The 25,006-nt window shown below is 37.0% G+C and carries 21 protein-coding genes; 19 read left to right on the top strand and 2 right to left on the bottom strand.

Translation table 11 applies throughout. From position 1 onward, the window contains the following. Positions 1-26: 26 nt before the first annotated feature. The 3 genes from ACSBFT_RS08825 (at position 27) to dprA (ending at position 2,921) form a co-directional block, all read left to right on the top strand. Positions 27-1,424, top strand: coding sequence for a leucine-rich repeat domain-containing protein (locus ACSBFT_RS08825; RefSeq protein WP_489604320.1), 1,398 nt, complete (start codon positions 27-29; stop codon positions 1,422-1,424). A gap of 75 nt (positions 1,425-1,499) precedes the next feature. After that, the gene (locus tag ACSBFT_RS08820) at positions 1,500-1,808 is read left to right on the top strand and encodes a MerR family transcriptional regulator (RefSeq protein ID WP_463047511.1); all 309 of its coding nucleotides are present in this window, start codon (positions 1,500-1,502) and stop codon (positions 1,806-1,808) included. A 3-nt stretch (positions 1,809-1,811) separates the two neighbouring features. Then, positions 1,812-2,921: a DNA-processing protein DprA gene (dprA, locus tag ACSBFT_RS08815; protein WP_489604319.1), complete on the top strand. Its 1,110-nt coding sequence runs from the start codon at positions 1,812-1,814 to the stop codon at positions 2,919-2,921. A 1-nt stretch (position 2,922) separates the two neighbouring features. Here dprA and ACSBFT_RS08810 read toward each other — a convergent pair whose 3' ends face one another. Both ACSBFT_RS08810 and ACSBFT_RS08805 read right to left on the bottom strand, forming a co-directional pair. Next, entirely contained in the window at positions 2,923-3,771 is an 849-nt protein-coding gene (locus ACSBFT_RS08810) for a hypothetical protein (protein ID WP_489604318.1), read from the bottom strand. Between the two features lie 9 nt (positions 3,772-3,780). Next, positions 3,781-4,965, bottom strand: coding sequence for a THUMP-like domain-containing protein (locus tag ACSBFT_RS08805; RefSeq protein WP_489604317.1), 1,185 nt, complete (start codon positions 4,963-4,965; stop codon positions 3,781-3,783). Between the two features lie 64 nt (positions 4,966-5,029). Between ACSBFT_RS08805 and ACSBFT_RS08800 the strand changes: the two genes are divergently transcribed. The 16 genes from ACSBFT_RS08800 to ACSBFT_RS08725 all read left to right on the top strand — a co-directional run bounded on the left by ACSBFT_RS08800 (position 5,030) and on the right by ACSBFT_RS08725 (position 24,867). Beyond that, positions 5,030-5,338, top strand: a complete 309-nt coding sequence (locus tag ACSBFT_RS08800; RefSeq protein WP_489604316.1) for a hypothetical protein — start codon at positions 5,030-5,032, stop codon at positions 5,336-5,338. 91 nt (positions 5,339-5,429) lie between these two features. Next, positions 5,430-6,998, top strand: a complete 1,569-nt coding sequence (locus tag ACSBFT_RS08795; protein WP_489604315.1) for a SulP family inorganic anion transporter — start codon at positions 5,430-5,432, stop codon at positions 6,996-6,998. A 24-nt stretch (positions 6,999-7,022) separates the two neighbouring features. After that, entirely contained in the window at positions 7,023-7,658 is a 636-nt protein-coding gene (locus ACSBFT_RS08790; protein WP_489604314.1) for a carbonic anhydrase, read from the top strand. Positions 7,659-8,194: 536 nt separating this feature from the next. Beyond that, a complete protein-coding gene (locus tag ACSBFT_RS08785) occupies positions 8,195-11,185 on the top strand; it encodes a SusC/RagA family TonB-linked outer membrane protein (RefSeq protein ID WP_489604313.1) in 2,991 nt (996 codons plus the stop codon). A gap of 83 nt (positions 11,186-11,268) precedes the next feature. Continuing rightward, entirely contained in the window at positions 11,269-13,011 is a 1,743-nt protein-coding gene (locus ACSBFT_RS08780; protein WP_489604312.1) for a RagB/SusD family nutrient uptake outer membrane protein, read from the top strand. A 178-nt stretch (positions 13,012-13,189) separates the two neighbouring features. After that, entirely contained in the window at positions 13,190-13,453 is a 264-nt protein-coding gene (locus tag ACSBFT_RS08775; protein ID WP_463047502.1) for a DUF4212 domain-containing protein, read from the top strand. Between the two features lie 3 nt (positions 13,454-13,456). Beyond that, positions 13,457-15,154, top strand: coding sequence for a sodium:solute symporter family protein (locus ACSBFT_RS08770; RefSeq protein WP_489604311.1), 1,698 nt, complete (start codon positions 13,457-13,459; stop codon positions 15,152-15,154). A gap of 29 nt (positions 15,155-15,183) precedes the next feature. After that, the gene (locus ACSBFT_RS08765) at positions 15,184-16,017 is read left to right on the top strand and encodes a hypothetical protein (protein WP_489604310.1); all 834 of its coding nucleotides are present in this window, start codon (positions 15,184-15,186) and stop codon (positions 16,015-16,017) included. Between the two features lie 81 nt (positions 16,018-16,098). Further along, positions 16,099-16,458, top strand: a complete 360-nt coding sequence (locus ACSBFT_RS08760; RefSeq protein ID WP_489601691.1) for an ISAon1 family transposase N-terminal region protein — start codon at positions 16,099-16,101, stop codon at positions 16,456-16,458. Positions 16,459-16,486: 28 nt separating this feature from the next. Next, the gene (locus tag ACSBFT_RS08755; RefSeq protein WP_489601568.1) at positions 16,487-17,422 is read left to right on the top strand and encodes an ISAon1 family transposase; all 936 of its coding nucleotides are present in this window, start codon (positions 16,487-16,489) and stop codon (positions 17,420-17,422) included. Further along, complete coding sequence (locus ACSBFT_RS08750) at positions 17,313-17,690, top strand: PLD nuclease N-terminal domain-containing protein (protein ID WP_489604309.1); 378 nt, start codon at positions 17,313-17,315, stop codon at positions 17,688-17,690. Before ACSBFT_RS08755 ends, ACSBFT_RS08750 begins: the two co-directional genes overlap by 110 nt. Before the next feature lie 514 nt (positions 17,691-18,204). Further along, a complete protein-coding gene (locus ACSBFT_RS08745) occupies positions 18,205-19,563 on the top strand; it encodes an ADP-ribosylglycohydrolase family protein (RefSeq protein WP_489604308.1) in 1,359 nt (452 codons plus the stop codon). 160 nt (positions 19,564-19,723) lie between these two features. Then, positions 19,724-21,619 carry an acetate--CoA ligase gene (gene acs, locus ACSBFT_RS08740; protein WP_489604307.1) on the top strand — a complete coding sequence of 632 codons (1,896 nt, stop codon included), beginning with the start codon at positions 19,724-19,726 and terminating at the stop codon, positions 21,617-21,619. 127 nt (positions 21,620-21,746) lie between these two features. Next, positions 21,747-22,490 carry a LytR/AlgR family response regulator transcription factor gene (locus tag ACSBFT_RS08735; protein ID WP_463047497.1) on the top strand — a complete coding sequence of 248 codons (744 nt, stop codon included), beginning with the start codon at positions 21,747-21,749 and terminating at the stop codon, positions 22,488-22,490. Between the two features lie 8 nt (positions 22,491-22,498). Beyond that, positions 22,499-24,430, top strand: coding sequence for a tetratricopeptide repeat-containing sensor histidine kinase (locus ACSBFT_RS08730; RefSeq protein ID WP_463047496.1), 1,932 nt, complete (start codon positions 22,499-22,501; stop codon positions 24,428-24,430). Further along, on the top strand, positions 24,427-24,867 hold the full coding sequence (locus ACSBFT_RS08725; protein WP_489604306.1) for a DUF6265 family protein: 441 nt from the start codon (positions 24,427-24,429) through the stop codon (positions 24,865-24,867). Before ACSBFT_RS08730 ends, ACSBFT_RS08725 begins: the two co-directional genes overlap by 4 nt. Positions 24,868-25,006: the final 139 nt, after the last annotated feature.

Below are 25,006 nucleotides of genomic sequence, written 5' to 3'. Positions count from 1 at the left end.
CAACTAAAGTTTCCTTATTTAGAAGTATGAAACATATCCTAACACTTTTACTGCTGATTAGCATGCCCAGTTTAGGGCAAATACAAGTACTGTCTGAACTTGACTTTCAGAGTCAATATGGCAAAAGCCTAGCCGAAGTGCTCATGATGGAGGGTGCTACACCTCATTCTAATGATGGTGCAGTCATAGCTAGAAAACAAAGACTTCAGTATGTGCTAGAGGCTCAAATGAAAGATAACGGGCTGTTTTTAGCTGAGATAAATGGCAATTTAAGTATGACTTTTGGGTATATTAAGCAGCAAAATTTAAGTTTGGCGACCTTTACAGTTATGCGATTTAGTATCTTAAAAGAAACAGGAAGTTATGAAAGAATTATAGATACATTATCTCTTAAGTCCATTGCTCCTAAATTGAAGCCTATTATTGAGGCGTTTCATGTTAGTCATATGGATGAAATCAAAAGTTTTGGGGAAGGGCCTATTGGTTTTAGTTTTTTCAATGATGACAAACTAGGGAGTGCTAGCTTAGCCAATTTAGAGAATAAGGACTCGCTTGGCACTTTAAGAAGCTTAGATTTATCTAATCTAGGTCTTACTAAAATCCCTAAAGCAGTTTATAAATGTAAGAATTTGGAGAAACTTGACTTATCAAATAATGCCTTGAAGAAGGTTACAAGGAAGCTTTGGTCGCTTAAGAATTTAAAGACGGTGACTTTGACAAAAAACTTATTGACGGATAAGTCTATAAAAACCAAGCGACAGGATTCTTTGTCATTGCTAAATCTGCAGTTTAATAGAATTACAAAAATGCCCAAGTCATTGAGAAAGTTTGGTGGCTTAAATGACTTGTTTCTGGGTAATAATTATTTATCAAACTTTCATAATCAGAAATTTGAAAAGCTCCCACCTCTAAAGAATCTAAATCTATATAATGCTGGTTTAAAGTACTTTCCTGAAAATATAGGGGCTTTTGTTTACTTAGAGGAGCTGGATGTTTATTATAATGAGCTACATGCTTTATCAGGTACTATTGGCAAGTTGAAAAACCTTAAAACATTGGCGATAGCTAACAATGACTTATCGGATTTACCGCTGGAAATTAGTAAATTAGAAAAACTTGAAACGCTTTATGCCCATCATAATAAGCTAGAGAAATTACCTTTACTTCCGGTTTCCATAAAGTTATTTGACATAGGGTATAATCATTTTAAATTTCTTCCTGAGCAAATATTGAACTTAAAACAATTAAAGGAATTGGATGTTTCTAATAATTCTTTTGAGAAGCTACCGCAGAGCTTGTTGGAGATTCAAAATCTAGAAGTCCTTTTTATGACAAATTGTACTGTTCCGCTTAAAGAATCAGAAAAAGTAGACTTGCATAGCCTAAAGGAGAATTTAGAAAACAAGGGTGTGGATGTTCGCTAATTTTTTTAGCTAAATTGCTATAAGGATATTTGATACTTTTTTGAATGACAAATAGAACATACTTTTGAATCCACAATGAAAGATATTAAACTGTTTTACAGCACAGAAGAAGTAGCACAGCACTTTGAAGTAGCCCCTTCCAAAATTCGTTTCTACGAAAGAGAATTTAACCTAAAAATTCAAACTCGTGGAAAGAATAAGGCTTTTACCAAAAAGGATCTTGAGAAGCTAAGTGAAATTATAGCCCTGGCAGATGAAGAAAATTATACGCTTCAGGGCGTTAAAGAGCAACTTAAGACCAAGAAAGAGTCGAAAAATAGCAATAAGGAGGTGATTGAAAGGCTTAAGTACGTTAAAGAGGTATTGATAAAAATTAGAGGTTAATCCATGCAAGAGGACTTAATTTATAAATTGGCTCTAAAGGAAGTAGATGGCATTGGTGGTGTTCTTTTTAGGCATTTGATAAGTTATTTAGGCTCGGCTAAAATAGTTTTAGAGGCAGCAGATGGCAAATTGTTGAAAATACCAGGCATAGGGCCGAGTGTTATTTCTGGTATTAAAAAAGCTAAAAAAGGTCTCCCCGCTGCAGAAAAGCTATTACAAGATTCCGTAAAAAAGGGGTTTCAAATAATCTCTTTTCAAGATGCTAATTATCCCTTAAGGTTTAAAGGCATTTATGATGCTCCACCTGTTATCTTTTGTCAAGGTTCTACAGATTTGAATTATAAAAGGACCGTTGGTATTGTAGGAACAAGAAAGGCCACAGATTATGGGAAAGAGGTAACAGAAAAGATTGTATCAGAATTGGCAGCATATGATGTGGCGGTTATTAGTGGATTGGCATATGGGATAGATATAGCCGCTCATAAGGCCGCTTTGAAAAACAATCTACAAACGGTGGCGGTAATGGCAGGAGGTTTTGACCACATTTATCCAGCAGCTCATAAAAGATATGTAGGAGAGATTTTGGAAAAGGGAGCATTAGTAACGGAAAATAAAAATGATATCAAGCCCATTGGTCCGCAATTTATCGCTAGAAACAGGATTATTGCGGCTCTGAGCGATGCCATTATTATAGTGGAATCTGCCAAAAGGGGAGGAGGCTTAGTAACCGCAGAATATGGCAATAATTACCACAGGGAAGTTTACGCAGTGCCGGGTGCTTTGGGTATGACTTACTCAGAAGGCCCTAACACCCTTATTAGACTCAACAAAGCTAAAATATTTACATCACCCAAAAACATCATCGGAGATTTGGGCTGGACATTAAACGGGGAACCTTCTTATAGTAGTCATGTTTCTGAACTAGACCTATCAAGGTTTACCGATGACGAAAGCAAAGTGCTTTCACTATTAAAACAAAAAGGAGGCAGCCAAATTGACGATCTTAGCTTTGAGACCAATATCCCATTAAATAAACTGGCATCCCTTTTACTTAATCTTGAGTTTCAAGACCTCGTAAAAGCGATGCCAGGGAAGAAGTTTAAACTGAAATAGTTTATCTCTTTTTAATCTCCTGTATAACCACTTTCTTACTTTCCAAAACTTGAGTTGCTTTTTCCAACTCTAATCTGGCTGTAATAAGTTCGTCTGTCAAGTCTTCGAACTCATCTTCTCTACTTTTAAGTTTTTTAGAGTTTTTAACTTTAAGTTTCTTAGTCTGTACTATCTTCTTTTCCTGTTTAGAAAATTCCTTATCAAGCTCATCTGGCACATCGGAAGTAGTGGTATCAGCCACATCTCTTTTTAAGATTTCTTGATAAACCTCATCCTTACTTTTAATGATTTCTGCTAGTTTATCTGGACTTTCAGAAAGTTTTTTGCCAAGCTTTTCTTGAGCTTTTAAATTTGCTGACAAGGCTCTCTCCGCTCTTGATTTGCTTTTTTCTGCATTATCATGAAGCTTTTCTGCCAGTTCCAGATCTATTTCGGCCATTCTCTTCTCTTCAGCATAATAGGCCAAATCATAGAAGTCATAAAGTAATCTTTCCAATGCTTCAAGGTTAATTTGATTATCTAAAGACCTACCATTTCCGTCAAGCAAAATTAAATGTACAGCAGAAAAAGACTTATGGTCTTCTATATAGCTGATAATCTTATCTAAATCTCTGCTGATGTTAGAAGAATTTACTTTTACCGTTAGCTGACCTTTATCGTCAGAAACACTTCCTGTTTTAGATAAATAGGTTTTCCAATCTTTTTCTAGATCCTTAATGTCTGATCTGATAAAAATGTACTTTGTGGTATGTACTTCACCATCATAAATGGTGGAGCTTGTTAGGATATGCTGAGCAAAAACGCTGGAAGCAATACCTATAAGCACTAAAAGTGCTGTTATCTTTTTCATGTTTTTTGGTTAAAAAGTTCTAATGCAAGTTAAAATTATCTTTTCGTTTCTGAGATTCTGTGTGAATATTAAATACTTGTCTCCTCCTGTATTAAGATGGTGTTTCTTGCAAATAGTCACAGAATTTAGAGGGAAATTTCTTGCTAAAACGTTAAATCGCCGATTTTTTAATGGTTTTAACACTTTAGAGTTATAAGATTCTATTTTTTCAACTTTGAATGTCTTGCCTGGGAAATCCTGTACAAGGTTATCGGAAGTATAATAATGACTGTGCTGAGCTATTTTGAAAATATCAAACTTTACAGCCACCATGTTAAATGCCCCACTTTTCATAATAGCGGCATTGGGCTCATAAAGATAACATAGAGGTTCATGGTAGGTGGCCATGGTGTTTTTTTCCTCTTCAATAGTATGACTAAAGCTTTCCGTTTTCTCTTTGGTGATATTCGTGGAAATAATCAAAGGAGTGTCATTGGCATCCTCAGAAATAGTGAAAAGTAATTCTTTGACCTCATTTTTTAATGCTACTATCTCTACAGTTGACACATGGTCTATTTTCTTCAAGGCCAAGTGAATATCTAGGAGAGGCGAGTATTTAACCAAAACTTTTGGAGCTAGACTCAAAAGTTTAGATTGAATTTCTATAAGATTAGGACTGCACTCTTCTAGTAGCACCAGTTTTTTATTGGCTTTATTTCTTCTATCTGGGTCTAGATAAATGAAGTCAAACTTGGTTTCACAATCTTTCAGGAAGTCTTCAGCAGTTTTATTAACAAATTCAGTATTCTTGATATTTAACTTTTCAAAATTATACCTGACTACTTCTTGAAGCTCTTGATAAGATTCTACCGAAATTATTCTTTCAAATTTCCGACTCAAAAAATAACTGTCTACACCGAAACCACCCGTTAAGTCTATAGCCGTAACACCAGAATGGTTTCTAAATTTATGACTCCCTGTTTCATCAGAAGAGCACTGCTCTATATTTAAAAGTGAGGCTCCTATAATTTCCTTGTTAGTAGCCCATGAAGGGATTTTTATGGTTATTTTTTTTAAGATTTGATACTGGTTTAGGACCTCCCTTAGAAATTCAGATTCCCACTTCATTGGGTTTTTTAAAGCAAATGAACTTGGTTCTATTTCTTCTAAATTTCGTGCTTCTAAGTTCGCCTTAATTAGGTTTTTTATATGCATAGATTATTTATTTCTCTATTCGATGAAACTTTTTCTAACGTTTTTATCTTTATTTACATGAATTATGATGTCAAAACGCATTTGTAAAAATATTGCTTTACTTTTCTTTCTCCTCGCTTTTCTTGGCGGGCAGGTATATGTATTGCGTATGGTTACGATTAGTAATGCTACTACTTTTCTTCAAATTAATGAAGAACATGACAATGATGACGACTCTAGGGATGAATTAGATTCAAAAAAGTTGGCAAACGTAAGTTTAGTCGATGTTTTGGCTTTGTCTTTTCAGAAACCTAGTTTCTACAAATATTACTGTCCGTCATACTATGATGGAGACTTCTCGCCTATTTTTGGGCCACCACCCGACCTTTCATAAATTTTAATTAGTTTATCTTAGATCTGCTCTCTTTTCAAAGCTTTGGAGGAAGAAGGTCTGTATACATCTTAATTTTCAATTAATTATTTTTATGAAAAACGACTTTTCGTTTAAAAGTGTCGGTAGTGATATGTCGGCAGGTTTGGTAGTGTTTTTAGTAGCATTACCACTGTGTTTAGGGATTTCTCTGGCCTCAGAGGCCCCACTTTTTTCTGGCATTATAGCAGGTATAGTAGGAGGTATAGTGGTGGGAGCTATTAGTGGTTCTAAGCTAGGGGTCAGTGGACCCGCTGCTGGCTTAGCCGTAATTGTAGCCACAGCCATTAATGAGTTCCAGGTTTATGAAATCTTCTTAGCTGCCGTAGTTATTGGTGGCTTTATACAACTTATTTTAGGTTTAGTGGGAGCGGGTAAAATAGCCTTCTACTTTCCGTCTTCTGTCATAAAAGGAATGCTTGCCGCTATTGGTATAACCATTGTTTTAAAACAGATACCTCATGCCTTTGGCATTGATACAGACCCTGAGGGCGATTCTTCATTTGTACAAAGTGATGGGGAAAATACAATCTCAGAACTTTTTAACCTAGGTAATTTCAACACAGGAGCCTTAATTATTGGCGTGTTTTGTTTAGCCTTACTTATTCTTTGGGATAGGAAATGGATAAAAGAAAACAAGGTTTTAAACATTATTCCCGGACCATTATTGGCTGTATTTGCCGGTATTATTATTAATTATTTTTATCCAGAAAACCTTAACTTAGGAGGTGAGCACATGGTGCAACTGCCTGAAGTTGAGTCGACAGCTGGATTCTTAAATCTTTTTACCTTTCCCGACTTCTCAGCTTTTACCAATTTTAATGTTATAAAGACTGGTTTTCTAATCGCTATTATTGCCAGTTTAGAAACACTACTCTGTGTGGAAGCCACCGACAGATTAGATCCAAGGAAAAACGTAACCCCAACAAACAGAGAGCTTGTGGCTCAAGGTGCAGGTAATATGCTTGCTGGGCTTATAGGAGGTATTCCTATAACACAGGTAATTGTACGTAGTTCTGCCAATATTCAAGCCGGAGGTAAAACTAAAGTGTCTGCCATTTTTCATGGTATGTTACTTTTAATTTGTGTGGTTTTTATCCCGAATTTATTGAACATGATTCCGTTATCTGCTTTAGCGGCGGTTTTGATTATGGTAGGCTATAAGTTGGCAAAACCAGAAATGTTCAAAAGAATGTACGCTGAAGGGCATGATCAATTTATTCCCTTTATAGTAACCATTACAGCAGTTTTGTTCACAGACTTACTCGTGGGTATTTTAATTGGACTTATGGTAGGTATTGGATATGTATTGTATACGAACTTTAAGTCGGTTATTAAACCAACCAAGGTGGGTAATCATATGATTATAGACTTCCAGAAGGATGTTTTCTTTTATAACAGAGCAGAGTTAGTGAAGAACTTAAGTCAATTGGAAGAGGGTGATGAACTAACTTTAGATGGTAGAAATATCGATTTTATTGACCACGACATATTCTTAACCATTGAGGATTTTGTGCGTGATGCACCCAAAAAGAATATTACGGTTAATGTTCTGGACATTACAAGAACCAAACTTAAGTTTGGAAGAAATGATGAAAAAATAGGCTTAGAAAAAACAGTTTAAACGAAAAGAAATTAATTTAGTATAATGGAAACGTATCAAAAATTATTAGCCGATAATAAAGATTGGGCCAATGCTCAAAATATAGTAAATCCTGTTTTTTTTAATAAAATGGCCGAAGGGCAAAGTCCCGATTTCCTATGGATAGGCTGTGCAGATAGTCGGGCTCCTGCAGACAGGATTACCAATACACAGCCAGGTCAAATTTTTGTGCATAGAAATGTGGCGAATCTTGTGGTACATACAGACATCAATATGTTATCTGTACTTCAGTATGCCGTGGAGGTTTTAAAGGTGAAACATGTAATGGTGGTAGGACATTACGGATGTGGTGGTGTGAAAGCAGCCATGTCAAATGAGAATATAGGGATTATTAATAAATGGATAAGACACATAAAAGATGTCTATGTAAAAAATAATGATGAGTTAGCAGCTCTAAAGGACAAAGAAGCTAAGTTTGACAGGCTGTGTGAGTTGAATGCTATTGAGCAAGCTAAAAACTTGATTAAAACTTCGATTATTCAGAAGGCATGGAAAAATGGAGATGGCCCTCATATTCATGCTTGGATTTTAGAGTTAAAAACAGGTTTGATAAAGGAGCTTTTTGAAGCTCAAGCAGGTGATACATCTTCTATAGAAGATATTTACAAGTATAATCTGTAAAATCACAGAATTTAATATTTCCATAATTGGAAGGTTAATCTATGCAATGACTCCTGTAGTCATATCTGATAGATAGCCTTCCAATTTTTGTTTTTAGGCTAATCCCTATACTAAAACCAAGAAGAGTATAAAATGCCTGCCTTTAATGTTAAACCCAGTTTAACGAGCATGGCAATAATTCCACATAAATACTTACTCACTATTTTTTCGCGGCTTATCCATTTACCTAGTTTATTAAGTAAATGTTACCATTCCCGACAGCTGTTTTTCCCGCTCGGACTATTCTTTATGTTTGCAGCTCATTCTTAGAACAACTCCTTTAGTGACGACTTGCGTTAAATAAAATTATTTCGGAAAAATAAACCTTGAGGTATATTTCTAAGCCAAAGTATCATTATAAATAACTAGAAATATATACCAATAAAATTATAATAATTCATGCAATATTCATAAATTAATGGAACCTAAAAGACCCATACCTTATCAATATTTAACCATACTGGTTAGATTTTAACTAAACTGTAAATTTAATTACTATGAAAAAACTCTATTTTAAGCTCACACTGTACCTCGGGCTATTTGGATTGCTCATGTCCAACATGAGTCAAGCAGCCCCCTTGGTACTAAAGATTGGTGGACAGGTAACGGATGCCGCCGATGGTTCAGCAATGGTAGGATGTTCTATCGTTGAAAAAGGTACGACCAATGGCGTCTTGAGTGATGTCGATGGTAATTTTAGCATCAATGTCAAAGATCAAAATGCGGTCCTAGTTTTTGACTTTATTGGCTATGCCCAACAGGAAGTTATTGTTGGTAGTCAAACGAGTATTAATATTCAGCTGATGCAAGCAGTCAATCAACTAGATGATATTGTGGTATTAGGTTACGGCACACAAAAGAAATCTGATGTAACGGGATCTATAGGGACGTTAAAGAGTGAAGACTTTAACAAAGGTGTCGTTTCTAATCCTGGACAATTGCTTCAAGGGAAAGTGGCAGGTGTAAATGTGACTTCTGTAAGTGGAGAACCCGGTGCTGCCCAAGATGTGGTTATACGTGGAGTGGGTAGCCTGCGTTCTGGTACTACACCACTTTACGTGATTGACGGATTTGTGCTAGATAATTCATCCAATGGTTTTGCAAGTAATCCACTTAACTTCATTAACCCTCAAGACATTGAATCCATAAACGTTCTTAAGGATGCTTCGGCAGCGGCTATTTATGGAGCAAGGGCTGCAAATGGTGTCATTGTTATTACCACGAAAAAGGGGAAAGAGGGTAAAACAGAAGTCAACTTTTCGGTGTCTACTGCAACTTCTACTTTAGCGAATAAAATAGATGTTTTCAGTGCTGCTGATTTTCGGAAACAAGTGTTAAATGCGGGTGGAACGCTTTTTGACGCTGGTGGAAATACCAACTGGCAAGATGAACTGACAAGAACCGCTCATTCTACGGCCACCAATTTATCTATGAGTGGTGCAGCCAGCGAAAAATTCTCTTATTTCGCTTCCCTTGGTCTGGATAATCAAGAGGGGATTTTGAACAATAGTAATCTGAAACGTTATTCTGGGAGGCTAAACTTGAACCAAACGGCTTTAAATGGTAAAATGAAAATTGCCTATAATATTATAGGAGCACAAACAGAAAATGCCAGACCTGATGGTGGCAATATTGTAGTAGATATGCTTAGATTAAACCCTACTATTCCTGCATATACCAATGGACAGCCTACGCTTTTAGATGATATCTTAAGCCCAGTAGCAAGACAAAAATTGTATAAAGATGAGGCCGCCAATAGTCGTTTAATTGCCAACATCTCACCAAGTTTAGAACTATACAAAGGTCTTGTTTATAAGCTTAATCTTGGTGTAGATTTCTCATCAACAGACAGGGTGATTCAAACCATGCCTTACGCCTTATTAGAAGGTTTAGATTTGGGCTCATTGAATTCTATTTATGCAAAAAATAGTAATAGTTTGATTGAGAATACGCTGAACTATGTTTTTTCTAAAGATAAGCATAGCATGAACTTCTTAGCAGGTCATTCTTATCAAAAGTTTTTTGATAATCAAACGTCTTTTAGTCGTACTGGGTTTGCTAATAATGATATAGAACCTCGGTATCAAGACCAGTTAAGCACGCAGGAGCAGCCTACCATAGTTAATACTTATGCCACAAAAAATGAACTACAATCTTTCTTTGGTAGGGTAAATTATGGTTTTGCGGATAAATATATGGTAACTGCTACATTTAGAGCAGATGGCTCATCCAAGTTTGGAGCAAATAACAAATATGGTTATTTCCCATCTTTTGCAGGGGGCTGGAATATCACCAATGAGGATTTTATGGCAGGATCTAAAGTTACCAATCTGAAGCTTCGAGCCAGCTGGGGTCAAACAGGAAATCAAGAAATCCCATCTAAAATTACCCAAGCCAACTTTAACGATAGCCGAGCTGATAATGACACTTATCCATTAGATCCTAATGCCACCACCCTTGACGATTATCCTTATGGTACCATCTATACTAGGCTGGCAAACCCTAACATACAATGGGAAGTCTCTACCCAAAGTAATGTTGGTTTAGATTTTGGTTTGTTTAGGAATAAGTTAACTGGAACGATGGATTATTTTAATAAAATTTCCAGTAACATTCTTTTAGAGGCGGTGCCAGCAGACCCCATTCAGCCAACGCCTACTTTTTGGACCAATGTTCCCAATATGGAGATTAGCAACTCAGGACTTGAGTTGGCTCTAGACTATCAAAATGGAAACCAAAATGGGTTCTATTATAACTTTGGTGGTAACATTACTTTTATTAAAAACAGAGTGGTTGATTCACCTTATGCTGTGTTAACCACTGGTGCTGCACAAGGAGCAGGACAAACCGGAGCAACTATCAATGGTTATATCAATGGAGAGGCTATTGGCTCTTACTTTATGAAAGAATTTGTTGGGATTGGTGACGATGGTCTTAATGAATTCAAAGACCAAAATGGTGATGGTCAAGTGATAGAAAATGATAGAATTGTAGTTGGCACAGCTTTGCCTAGTACGCTCTATGCCTTCTATACCAACTTTGGATACAAAAACTTCGATTTGAGTCTTAATTTCAATGGCGTATCAGGGAATAAAATCTATAACCATACGGCCATGTCTATTTTCAATAGAGGTAATCTGGCGTCTTCCTTTAATACTACCGACTTTGCCGTTCAGTATCCGAATGAATCCATTACTAACTCAAACGAGGTTTCAACCAGATATTTAGAAAACGGAGCCTATTTAAGAATGAACAATGCCACCTTGTCCTATAAGCTTAGCCCTCAAAACGTAGGTTTAGACAAATGGATAAATAACATTCGTTTTTCAATAACAGGTCAAAACCTATTTGTTATAACCGAATATACCGGTTATGATCCAGAAATAAACTCTGGAAGTTCTATAGGTGGAGTTCAAACCTTTGGGATTGACCGCTTTACTTATCCTAAGCCTCGTACATTTCTATTGGGCTTAAATGTTTCATTCTAATTAAAATTAAAAGCTTGAATGGCTTAATGGATTTTATATCCAAAAGGACCAGAAAGGCTAAGAATATTAAAATATATACCGGCATGAAAAGAAATATCTTAATTGCAATTACAATCGGAATACTCACATTCATAGGGAGTTGTACCGATTTAAAAGAAGAAGTATTAGACGAATCCTTGTTTGGTCAGGGTCAGGCTGAGGTTATTAGTGGAGCCATTGCCCCTGCTTATGGTCAAGTATCTTGGACATGGAGGCATACGAATTATTACGGTTTACAACTTATAGCGGCAGATGAAGCCATTTTACCTTATCGCGGAGGTACTGATTGGTTTGATGGGGGAAAGTTTCTAGACACACACAGGCATACCATAACACCCGGGAATGACCTTGTGGGTAGTTCATGGAATGAGCTTACACTTAATATTTCAAGAGCTCTATCCGCTATTGAAGTACTTCGCCCCCTGGTGGCAGAGGGAAACACTGCAGCTCAAGGGCCCTTGAATGAAATGATTGCTCTAAGAGCTTACCTAAATATGCTCATGCTAGATAGTTGGGGATTAGTATTTAGAAAAGAGACATCCAATGAAATATCAGAAGTGATAAGGGGACAGGTGGCCATAGACTATATCAAGAGCGAATTGGAATCGGTGGTAGATCGAATAGGAAATACCGGTGGGCCAGGAAGAATTACTCAAGGTGCTGTATGGGGTTTATTGGCTAGGCTGCACTTAAATGTTGCCGTATATAGAGACCCTTATGGCACTCCTGATTTTGCCAAAGAAGATATGGACAAGGTCATTGACTATACAAATAAGATTATCAATTCGGGTAAGTATGCGTTATCTCCAGAGTACTTTGAATTGTTTAATGATGAAAATAATTCTAATGCGGAGTTGATTTTTGCTCTTGATCAAAGAGGTGTATTAGAAAGAGAGCATAGCCGATGGGCCTATTGGTCTATTGCGGGTTCTCAATGGGGAAGGTTGGAGTTCCCAAGCTCGGATGGTACAGATGGGCCTGCCATTACATCTGATTTTTACAAAACGTGGGTAGATGGTTATGGGACAACCGATCCTGCAGCAGATGCGAGGTTTTACCAGCATAATGTTCAAGTTTCAGCAGAACTGGCAAACCTTGATGGTAAGTCACCATTAAATGATGCGGACAATTACATTTGTGTGGCACCCGAAAATTTTGAAATGAATCGTGGAATTATTCGTGGAACACCTTGGGGCCCAAGAAAAAACGCTGACGGAGCTTTTATTACTTGTGAAGGTGGTTATAGGGTTTATCCTGTAAAACAAATTAAAGGAAATGGGCCAGATAAGAATGTAGGTTATGTAGACCATACTTTACAAGTTGATTTTACGAATGAAGGTAGACTGCATAAAACGGGTTATCGTGTAGCCAAATATCAATTTAGTCGTACTTCCCCTAATGCGAACAATTTTAGTAGTGTGGATCTTGTTTTGATGCGACTAGGTGAAATATACTTAATGCGTGCTGAGGCGAAGCTCCGAAATGGTGATAATGCAGGTGCACTTGCCGATGTGAATACTTTAAGAGCATCCAGAACTGCTCGTCCAGCTCAAATTCCGCCTGCATTAAAGTCTATAAATCTAGATGTCATGATTAGGGAAAGAGGCTTTGAGCTTTATTGGGAAGGATTCCGACGTGCAGACCAAATTCGTTTTGGTAAATACGAGGACTCTTGGACAGAGAAAACAAATTCTGATCCCAAAATGAGGTTATTTCCAATTCCTCAAAGTGCCATTGATGGAGCCTCTAATATAAAAGGTTACATCGTTCAAAACGACGGTTACTAATTTATAGAATAAGTTTAAAATGGGTGAGCGAACAGAATTGTTCTCTCACCCATTTTTGTTTGAATCAAAGCTCCCTCTAAGGGTTTTTAATTCAAAAAATGGATGTCATCCTTCCGTTCAGTAAAAATTATTGGTAGTTTGCTCTCTATAGTTAATCTATAATAATTAACCCTATATAATGACACCCAAAAAATTTGATAAAACCGCCTATTGGCGAAAAAACCTGAAGTACCTCGCTATACTTCTTAGTATTTGGTTTTTAGTTTCCTACGTCTTCGGAATTATTTTAGTAGACCAATTGAACACCATTAGAATGGGTGGTTTTAAACTTGGTTTTTGGTTTGCACAGCAAGGCTCCATTTATGTGTTTGTTATTCTGATTTTCGTCTATGTACGTCTTATGAATAAATTAGATAAGGAATTTAACGTAAACGAAGATTAATAGATGAGCATAACTACATGGACCTACATTATCGTAGGTATTTCTTTTGCATTATATATAGGTATAGCCATTTGGTCAAGAGCAGGATCAACCAAAGACTTTTACGTGGCTGGTGGTGGCGTTTCCCCTTTGGCAAACGGTATGGCCACAGCCGCCGACTGGATGTCAGCAGCATCGTTCATTTCTATGGCTGGTCTTATTTCTTTTATGGGATACGACGGCTCCATTTACCTCATGGGATGGACAGGTGGGTATGTTTTACTGGCCCTGTTATTAGCTCCTTATCTAAGGAAATTTGGCAAGTTTACGGTGCCAGACTTTATCGGCGATAGATATTATTCCAACACCGCCAGAACAGTGGCTGTGATATGTGCCTTGTTTGTTTCTTTCACCTATGTGGCAGGACAGATGCGTGGGGTAGGGGTAGTATTTTCAAGGTTTTTAGAAGTGGACATTAACACAGGTGTTATCATAGGAATGGCCATTGTGTTTTTCTATGCTGTTTTAGGTGGCATGAAAGGCATTACGTATACACAAGTAGCCCAGTTCTGTGTCTTAATATTTGCCTTTATGGTTCCTGCTTTTTTTATATCTATCCAGATGACCGATACCATTTTGCCGCAGCTAGGTTTTGGTGCTAAAATGTCGGATGGTGTTTACCTTTTAGACAAATTGGATGGTTTACATAAGGAGCTGGGTTTTGCAGAATACACTTCTGGAGTAAAATCCAAATTAGATGTTTTCTTTATTACTACTGCTTTAATGGTGGGCACGGCAGGTCTGCCGCACGTTATAGTGAGGTTTTTTACGGTTCCTAAGGTGAGTGATGCTCGTAAATCTGCAGGTTATGCTTTAGCCTTTATCGCTATTTTATATACCACGGCACCTGCAATTTCTGCTTTTGCCAGAACAAATTTAATTGAAACTGTTAGTAATGCGGAGTATAAAAGTTTACCTGCATGGTTTTCCAATTGGGAGAAAACAGGTTTGATTGGCTTTGAAGATAAGAATGGTGATGGTTTAGTACAATACGTTGCCGACCCTATTACCAATGAACTTAAGATTGATCAGGATATCATGGTATTAGCGAATCCTGAAATAGCCAGATTGCCTAATTGGGTCATTGCTTTAGTGGCTGCAGGAGGTTTAGCAGCAGCTCTAAGTACTGCGGCAGGACTTCTCTTGGTTATTTCTAGTTCTGTTTCGCACGATTTATTGAAGAAGCAGTACATGCCAAACATGAGCGATAAAGCAGAGCTATTAGCGGCTCGTCTGGCCTCATTTGTAGCAGTTTGCGTAGCCGGCTATTTTGGTATTTATCCGCCAGGTTTTGTTGCATCCGTGGTTTCACTAGCTTTTGGTTTAGCAGCAGCATCTTTCTTCCCGGCCATCATTCTTGGGATTTTTAATAAACGAATGAACAAAGAAGGAGCAATTACAGGAATGATAACAGGTCTTCTAATTACCATGTATTATATCGCTAGATTTAGATTGCACTGGATAGGAGATGAAGCTACAGCCACAGAAGCAGATTGGTGGTTTGGTATCTCACCAGAAGGCTTTGGTACGGTAGGTATGATGGTCAACTTTACGGTGTCTTTAATCATTTCAAGATTCACGCCTGCACCACCAGAAGATGTACAAGAAATGGTAGAAACTATTAGAATTCCTAGCGGAGCTGGAGAGGCTACGGGGCATTAGGTCAAATTGTAAGTATTATTAATATAAGAATGAAACTGTTCAAATATATTTTTGGCTCACTAGTTCTGTTAAGTCATTCGGTATATTCTCAAAAGTGGAATTATAAATTGGGAGGGAATGATTTCGACGGGAAGTATAGAACGGCTTGGGTAGTTGGAACGGGGGGGCAATTTCCTTATCAAAAGCCGGTACTTCATGTGAACTTTTTTATTGAAAGCCAAAGTTTGAATATATACTTTACAGAAGCTGGATATGCGGGATGTGATGGGAAGAGGATTTTGATAAAATTTGATGGGGACGATGAAAAATATTCTTTCTATGGTTCCACCAGCAATGAAAATGATACATGGTTTCTTGTATCCGATGGGGATATTTCCTTGGGAGCGGGGTTGCCAGTTTTAGATTTGTTAAACAAAATGAAGAAGCATTCAAAATTGTCAGTCCGACTTTTGAGCGAATGCAGAAAATCTGACTACAGCTTTTCACTATCTGGTTCTACTAAGGCTCTGGATTTTGTAGCTAGCGATTTCATTCAAAAAGAAATGAACTATAATGCTAAGGTAAAGCTGGCTATGGTGGAAAACGAAAAATTACGTAAAAAGGAAGAAGATGAACAAATAAGGTTACTAAGAGGAGGACAAGTTTTTACTTCTTTTACAGAAAATAGTTGCTTTGTTTTAAATGAAGCTGATGCTTCGGCTAAATTCAAGTCGCTGTTAAAAGGTGAGAGGGTTAAAGTTTCTTATTTCGATGAAGATTACTTTAAATTACATAGCACAGTTTCTTATAATTTAGCTAATGGGACTTTCTTTATTAAAAAGTCCTGTGTTAGTGATGAACATCTAATGCCATTTTCAGAATAATGAAATACTATGGGACCAAGAACAAAAGTTGGGGGATAGCTGTTAAATTCTGAATTTTGGAGAAATTTAACAGCTATAAAATTGGAAGAACTAGTAAAGCTATTGTTGCCCGAATTGTTAGTCGATAATTTCAATCTGATAAAGGTCGATAAGGATAAAAAGACTGAAATTCTGCGAATTTACTTAGAAGAGAAGTTGGATATTCCACAGGAATTATCAGAACTAAAACTTCATTCAAAAGGCTTCTATGATGAAATAACCATCCAAGACTTTCCGATTCGTAATTACAAAGTGTTCCTTCATGTCAAACGTCGTAAATGGAAGGATTTGGAAACAGGAAAGAACGTAACAAGGAATTGGGAAATAGTAGCTCAGGGAACTCGAATGACAACAGAGTTTGCTGCTTTTTTAAAAGAATTCAATAGATACACAGGCTATTGATGTCGAAACGGTTGGCAAGTTCTTCGGATTGAATGGGAAGAAACTACAGCGGCAGTATAAGAATCATTTAAGCGACTTCAAGAACTGGAAGCAGAAGCCAAGAGCCAAAGAATGGCTAGTTTATCCGCAAAATATGGGAGAATATCTGTCAATAGATGAAACTAGCCTTTCGGATGGAGAACTCTATACTATTCTGACCAATAAAGAAGCGAAAGGAAAAAAAGGGAGCATTGTTGCCATCATAGCAGGCACTAAGGCGGCTGATATTATAAAAGCCCTACGTAAAATACCAGAGCCTAAACGTAAGAAAGTCAAAGAAGTAACCCTTGACATGGCTCCTAATATGGAGTTGGCAATCAAGAAATCATTTCCTTGTGCAAAACGAGTTACCGATAGGTTTCATGTTCAAAAATTAGCCTGGGATGCGGTGCAAGAAATGAGAATTAAACATCGTTGGGAGGCTATAGACCAAGAAAGTGATGCCATCGAACTTGCAAAAGTAAAGGGAACTCCTTATAAACCTGAGATACTAAATAATGGCGATACACTCAAGCAGCTTTTAGCTAGAGGTAGATATGTACTTTATAAACGACCAGCAAACTGGTCTAAGTCGCAAGCCGAAAGAGCTGCTCTATTATTTGAACGCTATCCAGATATTGAAAAAGCCTTCGGACTGGGTATTAAACTAGCCGAGATTTATGACAAAACCACTGACCAAACTTATGGTTTAGCTCGACTAGCCAAATGGCATGAAGAAGTAAGACAAGCAGGCTTTAAATCCTTTAATTCAATTGCCCGAACATTTGAGCATCATTACAGAACTATTCTTAATTATTTTGATAACAGAAGTACCAATGCTTCAGCAGAATCTTTCAATGCGAAAATCAAAGCTTTTAGATCTAGGTTTAGAGGTGTCAGGAGTATTGAATTCTTCCTTTTTAGACTATGTCAAATTTATGCTTAAAGAACTCATCCCCCAGATTTTGCTCTTGACCCATACTATGATTAGTCTTTTGTCAATAGAAAATTTATTTTCTGATATCGAAATGCTCAAAGCTTGGCAGTTGCTGAATACTTTATCAATAGCCCTTTTTGTTTTTGCCGTATTTAGGATTATTAAAAGTTCTTTGGATTCTACTTCCAAAATCCTTTGGATAAAATTTGTTTTGGTTTTACCATTGATTGGGCCTTTATACTATCTTCTAAAGAGAAAGCATTTGCTGGAGAAATGAACTGGCATCGTTGAGAAATCGTAGCTTTGAGAGGATTCTTTAAGGAAAAATATGTACAAAGAGAAACTGAAGACTTACGACGAACTAGTTGCTAAATGCGACCGCTTTGAAAGAAAGGGCAAAACGATGCCTTATACCTCTTCAAATGGTTATATGTTTTCCTTATTTAATAAGCAGAGGAAATTGGGATTAGGTTTTCGAAAGAGACTCAGAGTAAATACTTGAAAGAGTTTAATACTACACTATATCACTCTTACGGTGCAGTAATGCAAGGTTACATCCTAATTCTAGAAAGCATGTGGTCTGATTTTGACCGAGTACTAGAATTGCTGAATGAGAGTTATGATTACGTAATGAGTCTGAAACCCAAATAGGCTTCTATCAATCTTGAGTATCCTCAAAAAATGATAGGACATGTCTCTGATTTTCAATCTGTATGTATTTTAGTAGGTGGCTGCCAAAGTGTTAAAAATTACTCTGCTTACGTTTTCTAATTTATTCAACCCAAATACCCATGAAATTCTTCCCTTATTCAGTTTTTTTAGTAGTACTAGCCTTTACTTCCTGCCAAAAGTCAGAACCCAATAGCCTTCAAAATCTAGATTTGGTTTACCAAGATTATCAACCGAATGACTCCGACATAAAGATTTCTAGAACAGCTTATAAGGACAAGCTCGAAGGTTTTTGGCTAGGGCAATGTATTGCCAATTTGACAGGTTTAGTGACAGAGATGGATAAGATAGGAAATATTGGAGCTATTAAAACAGGGAATTTCTACACAAGAGAAGATTGGGGTAAACCAGATTTGCCAAGTATTTTTTCAAAAAATGGAGAGATTAGCGAATGGTCCTCTACCATTGATTTTGTTTTTGAGGATGAAGGGAGTGTTTGGGGGGCAGACGATGATACCGACATTGAATACATCTATCAAGAACTTCTACTAGCAAATAAAACGAGTATTCTTTCTGGTGAGCAAATAAGAAATGGATGGTTAAAGCACATCAAAAAAGAAGAAGAGAACTATCTGTGGGTTTCAAATCAGAAAGCTTTGGATTTAATGTACGAAGGCCTAGTGCCTCCTGCTACTGGAAGTCCAGAAAATAATCCAGAGTATGATATGATAGATGCCCAATTGACCACCGAGATATTTGGCTTTTATGCACCGTCTCGTCCGGAGGTGGCACTGAAATTATCGCTGTTGCCGATACAAGCTGTGGCGAGAGAAAATGCCCAATTAGTTTCTGAGTTTAACGTGATCATGTATTCTTTGGCTTCCAGCATTGATGAGTCTAAACCAATAGCGGATAATATCAAATGGATGGCAGAGGAAGCTCGTAAACATTTACCAAATCATACTTATTCTGCCAAGATGTATGATTTTGTAAAAGCTCAATATATGTTAGGTAAAACGTGGGAAGAAACCAGAGACGAGGTATACGAAAGATACCAGGTTAATCAAGAAGATGGCTATGATAAGACTTCGAAAAACGTTTACTGCAATGCCTGCTTTGCCGCAGGAATAAACTTTGCATCCAGCATTATAAGTCTTTACTATGGAGAAGGAGACCTTAAAGAGACCATAAAAATAGGAGCACTTTGTGGCTGGGATTCTGATAACCCAACGGCCACTTGGGGTGGTTTGTTAGGTTTTATGATTGGTAAGAAGGGCGTAGAAGAAGCTTTTGGAAGAAAGTTTGCAGACAAGTTTAATATCCATAGAACTCGAGTAGGTTTTCCAAATAATGGCATCGACTCTTTTCCTAATATGGCTAATAAAGGAATCTATATTATAGACCGGGTGGTGCAAGAACAACTGGGTGGTGGCGTAGACCTTCAAAAGGATATATGGTACATCCCTCTTGTTAAGAAATAGGACTTTCGTTCAGATGTGAACGCAAGAAAGCAAACTTTTTGAGGTTATATGCCATTGAACTTTTAAGTCAATAATGCCAATTTTCTATCTTTTTCTGGCTTGAAAACACTAATTTCCTATATTTACAAACTAGTATAAATATAATTTGTGACCCTACAAAATGAGAATACATAATTTCGAAGAATACCAATTAGCATATAAAAAGAGTGTAGATAGTCCTGAAGAGTTTTGGGGAGATATAGCCAAGGAGTTCACGTGGCAGAAGCCTTGGGATAAGGTTTTGGAATGGGATTTTGATGAGCCTAATGTAAAATGGTTTGTTGGCGGTAAATTAAATATAACGGAGAACTGTCTTGATAGGCATTTGGAAGATAAAGGAGACCAAGTAGCCATTATTTGGGAGTCTAATGAAATTATAGACGAACCCGTTAAGTTTACTTTTAAAGAATTACATACCGAAGTGTGTAAGTTTTCTAATGTTTTAAAAAATAATGGCATTGGTAAAGGGGATCGTGTATGTCTTTATATGCCAATGATTCCAGAACTAGCTATTGCTGCTTTGGCTTGTGCCAGAATTGGTGCTATTCATTCTGTAGTTTTTGGTGGTTTCTCTGCAAAGGCCATTGCCGATAGAATAAACGATGCGGATTGTAAGGCTGTGGTCACTTCTGATGGAGCTTTTAGAGGATTAAAGAATATCCCAATGAAAGCCACGGTAGACGAGGCCATGAAAAGCTGTTCTTCTGTGGAGGTGGTATTGGTTAAGAAAAGAACCCATGAAGAAATAACCATGGTATCTGGTAGAGATAAGGACTGGGACGAGGAAATGGCTGAGGCTTCGGAAGTATGTGCTCCAGAGCAAATGGATTCAGAAGACCCATTGTTCATATTGTATACTTCTGGCTCCACAGGGCAGCCCAAAGGTGTGGTTCACACCTGCGGGGGCTATATGGTTTATACCACCTATTCGTTTCTCAATGTTTTCCAGTATAATCCTGGAGATGTATATTTCTGTACCGCAGATATTGGCTGGATAACGGGTCATTCGTATATAGTTTATGGTCCACTGGCAGCAGGTGCAACTACCCTAATGTTTGAAGGCGTTCCTATGTGCCCAGACGCGGGTCGTTTTTGGGATATTGTGAAGAGACATAAAGTCAATATTTTTTATACAGCACCTACGGCCATTAGAGCTTTAATGGCACAGGGAGATGAGTATGTAAATGATAAGGATTTATCCAGTTTAAGAGTGTTAGGTTCTGTGGGTGAGCCTATTAATGAAGAAGCGTGGCATTGGTATGACGAAAAAATAGGTAAAGGGAAATGTACGATTGTAGACACCTGGTGGCAAACCGAAACTGGAGGTATCATGATTTCTCCTTTGGCAGATATCACTAGAACTAAACCGACTTATGCCACTTTACCATTGCCGGGTATTCAGCCTATGCTGGTAGACGATAAAGGGGAAGAAATAAAAGGTAATGGTGTCAATGGAAACTTATGCATTAAGTTTCCGTGGCCTTCTATTATAAGAACTACTTGGGGTGACCACGAAAGATGTAAGAAAGTGTATTTTTCTGCATACCCAGGTAATTACTTTACAGGAGATGGCTGTGTAAGAGACAAAGACGGATACTACAGAATTACCGGTAGGGTAGATGATGTTATCAATGTTTCTGGACATAGAATAGGCACCGCAGAGGTAGAAGATGCTCTTGATTCTCATCATGGAGTGGTAGAATCTGCCGTGGTAGGATATCCTCATGACATTAAAGGCCAAGGTATTTTTGCATATATAATCATAGAGAAAAACGTTAGTGATGAGGACAAGACTAAAAAGGAGATTTTAGCCACTGTGACTAAACTGATTGGACCTATAGCTAAGCCAGATGAAATTCTCTTCGTGTCTGGTTTACCGAAGACTAGATCAGGGAAAATTATGAGAAGAATTTTAAGGAAAATAGCGGAGAAAGAAGTGTCAAACTTAGGTGATATATCAACACTTTTAGACCCTACTATAGTAGAGGAAATTATAGTGAAGGCAGGCTTAAGATAACTTATAAACGGTCGTTTTCGTTAATTTTTAATCAAAAATGACCGTTTATTAAAAAAAGGATACCAAGTATACACTTTTTGACTGCAAATAAATGCTTTGATGTAAATTGTGCCATTAGCATTCAATCATGATAAAAGTAGTAATAATTGACGATGAGCCTAAGGCTATTGAAGGTCTCAAATGGGAATTGGAAAACTTCTGTCCTGAGGTAGAGGTTGTGGCCACCTTTACAGACCCCAGAAAAGGATTGCTATTCTTTGATGATGAGCAAGAAATTGACTGTGTTTTTCTTGACATTGAAATGCCTCAAATGGATGGGTTTAGGTTTTTAGACCAATTGCCCGATAGGAATTTCGCAGTTATTATTACTACTGCATATGACCAATATGGTATCAATGCCATTAAAGAAAGGGCCTTAGATTATCTTCTCAAGCCTATTGATTCTGACGACTTAATGTTGGCTTGTAATAAAGTTAAGGATTTTCAAAGAGAGCATTCAATCAAAGATAAATTTGAGGAAACGCTGCTAAATGTGATGTCTAAAACAGGGGGAGGAAATCGGCGAATAGGCATAAACATTGATGGCAAAATTGTCTTTTTAAAACCCGAGGAAATCCTTTATTGCGAGGGCGACGGAAATTATACTTCTATCTTTTTGGGCAACGGCGAAAAGCTTTTTATCACACAAACATTGAAAAAGTTAAGTGAAAAACTTAATGAGATAGAATTCTTTAGAGTACACAACTCCTATATAATCAATCTTTCAAAGGTGAGGGAGTATTTAAAAACAGATGCTTATATCATCATGGAAGATGGTAAGCATATACCTGTTTCTAGGAACAGAAAATCTGAATTTCTTAATAAATTTTAGTGAGAAGTTTGCTTAAAATATTAATGGTCTTAATGGCTATATGGACTTTTCCAGAAAATACTTTTTCGCAAGGAATAGTCAACTTGGATGAAGTACTGAAAATCCATTCCACAGATTTTGCAGAAATAGACAGTTTACTAAAATCAGTAAGAAGAGATTCGGATATCCTTGAAGCTTTTATTATTAAGGCGAAAAATGAATCTTATAATGAGGGCTTAGCTTATGCCTATATTCAAAAGGGTATTAACAGTAGAAATATTTCAGAATATCCAAAGGCCTTGGTTGATCTTAAAATAGCATTGGGGTATGCCGAACAATGTGAAAACATAGACTTCAAAGTTATTAGTCTAAACATGATGGGCGTGGTTCATCGTCGGATGGAGGAGGTCAGAGAAGCCTTAGACCTACATAAAAAGGCTTTGGAGTTTGCGGAAGCTAGTGGTAAAGAAACCCTAACGGCACAGCGAAATATTGCTGTAGCACGAAATAGCATAGGGAATATTTACATTTCATTGCGTCAGCCAGAATTGGCTGAAACTGAGTTTTTGGCTTCCATTAAAATTGAAGAAAAAACAGATAATGCAATGGGTTTGGCTATTAATTATCAGAACCTTGGCAGCATTTATGAGGATAGGGGAGACTTAGAAACTGGACTAGCTTATTACCGGAAATCTCTAGCTTACAATAACAAAATAAATTCCACATTAGGTAAAGTAATTTGCAATAACAGTATTGGCCAGATCTATATAAAACAAAAGCGTTTTAAGGAAGCTTTGAAAATTATTCAACCTTCCATTAAAAAGGCGGAGGAAATAGGAGATTACTATTATTTGACCATGGCTAATTTAAACTATGGCTGGGCACTTTTGGAAGAAGGAAATTTAGCTTTAAGCGAGTCATATATACAAAAAGCCTTGACAGACGCCAAGGAAAGAAATATGGGCTATTTTGTTGCAGAGTCTTACCGAGTCTTGTCAGAAATTAATGAAAAAAAAGGGCAATATCAGGAGGCTATTCGCTTCATGAAATTATACAATGAAAACCAAGCCATTTATTTAAACGAATCTAATCAGCAATATGTAGCAGACCTGATTCTTAAATATGACTCTGACACCAAGAAGAATAAAATTGAAATATTAGAAAAGGAAAATGAAATAGTTCATCTTAAACTAGATGATAATCGTAAGGTTTTTGTTATTGGAAGTATATGCCTTACCCTTTTAATAGGGCTGTTTTATTTTATTTACAGGCAATTGCAGCTTAGGAGAGAAAAAGAGTACTTGGCTTTAGAACAAAAAATGATGCGTTCTCAAATGAATCCTCATTTTATTTTTAACTCCCTTAATTCCATCAAGTTGTATATTATTAGCAATGAGAAAGATAAGGCGGTTTATTATCTCAATAAGTTTTCAAAACTGATAAGAACCATTTTGGCAACTTCAAAAGAAAAGGATATTACATTGCAGGAAGAACTGGACACCATGGAGCTTTATTTAAACATAGAGAATATCAGGTTTTCAAACAAAATACATTTTGAGATGAATGTAGAAGATGGGATAGAAACTACTGGAATAAGGGTTCCTTCCCTCATTCTTCAACCTTTTTTAGAGAACTCTATTTGGCATGGATTATCGTCAAAAGAAGGATCGAAAGTGATTAAAATGAATGTGAGTCGATATTCAAATAAAGAGTTTTTAATAGAGATTGAAGACAATGGAATTGGTAGGAAAAAATCCAGAGAGATCAAGGCTCAGAAAACACTTAATAATTCATCTATTGGTTTATCTTTGACAAAGCAGCGACTTGATAATTACTTTAAAGACTCTTCCAACGAACATTCTTTAGAGATTGTAGATTTGGAAGATGCTAGGGGTGAAGCCACTGGAACTAAGATAGTTTTAAGAATGCCATTCAAAATCAAGTCAGATAAAGCCGCATGAAATTAATCGTTTGGGCCTTTTTATGGACAGCCGTTTTATCTTGTCAATCTCGTGAGCTTAAAGAGTTCTCGTGGTTATCAGGAGATTGGGTAAGATTAAATAATGCCGAAGGGAAAAAGACTTATGAGTATTGGAAACAAAATCATGAAGGTATTATGGCAGGTTTAGGGCTAACACTAAACAATGCGGATACGGTTTTTATAGAAAACATGACCATAGAAAACGACCGTGAAAAGTGGGCCTTAGTGGTAAGAGGTGTTAATGAAGAACCCACCTATTTTGATATTATTACTAAATCATCTCATGGCTTTGTAGCCGAAAATACTGCCAACGACTTTCCTAAGAAAATTGCCTACAATAGATTGGGAGATACGCTTAAAGCCACCATTTCCAACGAAGAAATGTCTATAGATTTCGTTTTTTTGAAAAGAGATTAAACCCGGTTTATTCATGAATCGTAATGAGTTTTAAAGTGTCATAAATCAGACATTTATACGAGAATAGCCTACCGGTTTACCCTGAGCTAATGTTCTGGAGATTGAGTTGAAATGGGTTTACGCCTGCACTGAGCCTGAC

It is taken from the genome of Arcticibacterium sp. SM2516 (assembly GCF_057914865.1).
The sequence above is the reverse complement of the archived record's forward strand: the minus strand, read 5'-3'. Positions and strand labels throughout refer to the sequence as shown.